Source organism: Streptomyces sp. NPDC031365 (assembly GCF_055569765.1).
This window is the reverse complement of the sequence record NZ_JBVIIM010000083.1, coordinates 1-1,540: the sequence shown is the minus strand read 5'-3', so window position 1 is coordinate 1,540 and position 1,540 is coordinate 1. Positions and strand designations below refer to the sequence as shown.

Below are 1,540 nucleotides of genomic sequence, written 5' to 3'. Positions count from 1 at the left end.
GGTGCGGGGAGGGCTCGGCGGTCGAGTTTGCCGTGGGTGGTGAGGGGGAGCTGGTCGAGGACGACGATGGTGGCGGGGACCATGTAGTCGGGGAGGGTGTCGGCGAGGGTGGTGCGCAGGGCGGTTGTGTCGGTGTGGGTGCCGGGTGTGGGGGTGATGTAGGCGACGAGTCGTTTGTCGCCGGGCTGGTCTTCGCGGACGAGGACGGCGCTGTGGGCGATGGTGGGGTGTGCGGTGAGGGTGGCCTGGATTTCGCCGAGTTCGATGCGGTGGCCGCGGATTTTGACTTGGTCGTCGGCGCGGCCGAGGTATTCGAGTTGTCCGTCGTGGGTCCAGCGGGCGAGGTCGCCGGTGCGGTACATGCGGGTGCCGGGGGCGCCGTGGGGGTCGGCGGTGAAGCGTTCCGCGGTCAGGCCCGGCCGGTCGAGGTAGCCGCGCGCCAGCACGGCTCCGGCGACGTACAGCTCGCCGGGGGTGCCTATGGGGGTGGGTTGCAGTGCGCTGTCGAGGACGTAGGCGCGGGTGTTCCAGAAGGGTCGGCCGATGGGGATGGGGCCTTGGGGGGTGGGGGTGCCGGGTTCGAGGCGGTATTCGGTGCAGTTGACGGTGGCTTCGGTGGGGCCGTAGGCGTTGATGACCTGGGTGTGGGGGTGGGTGTTGCGCCAGGTGGTGAGGGCTTCGCCGTGGAGGGCTTCGCCGCCGATGATGAGGGTGCCGGTGGGGGAGGTGTGGTGGGGGAGGTTGTCGAGGAGGGGGAGGTGTGAGGGGGTGACCTTCATGAAGGTCGGGGTGTGGGTGTTCTGGTCGAGCTCGGCGAGGACGACGTGGCCGCCGGAGACGAGGGGGGTCCACAGGGCGGTGACGGTGAGGTCGAAGGAGAAGGAGGAGTGGACGAGGGAGGTCCCCCGGGCCTCGGGGTAGGCCTCGCGTGCTCGGGTCAGGTAGGCGCCGACGGAGCGGTGTTCGACGACCACGCCCTTGGGGCGGCCGGTCGAACCGGAGGTGTAGATGACGTACGCCGGCCACGACAGCGACACCGCAGCCAGACTCTCCGCGGAAACACCGTCGGTCTCGGCCTGGCTCAGCCAGGCTTCGTCGATCACCAGTGCGGGCTTTGCGTCCCGCACGATGTAGTCGATGCGGTCGGTGGGGTATGCGGGGTCGACGGGGACGTAGGCCGCGCCCGTCTTCATGACCGCGAGGAGCACGCAGACCAGCTCGGCGGAGCGCGGCAGCAGTACCGCGACCCGGGTCTCGGGTCCGGCGCCCTGGCCGGTCAGCAGCCGGGCGAGCCGGTTGGCGCGTGCGTCGACCTCGGCGTAGGCGAGGCCGTCCACGGCGGGGGCGTCGGGGGTGCGCGCGGCCTGGGCCTCGAACAGCTGCGGGAGGGCCTCGACGTTCACCTCGCGGGCCGTGTCGATCCACTCACCGAGCACCAGCTCGCGCTCGGCGTCCGACAGCACGTCCACGTCACCGACCCGGCGCTGCGGATCGGCGGCCACCGCCTCCAGCACCCGCACCAACCGCTCCGCCACCACCT

1 protein-coding gene is annotated in these 1,540 nt (G+C 71.3%); it reads right to left on the bottom strand.

Annotated features, from left to right (window positions below; translation table 11 throughout):
- Positions 1–1,540 (bottom strand): non-ribosomal peptide synthetase (locus tag ACZ5C2_RS38590; protein ID WP_468801635.1); only part of this gene is annotated, 1,540 nt, incomplete at both ends.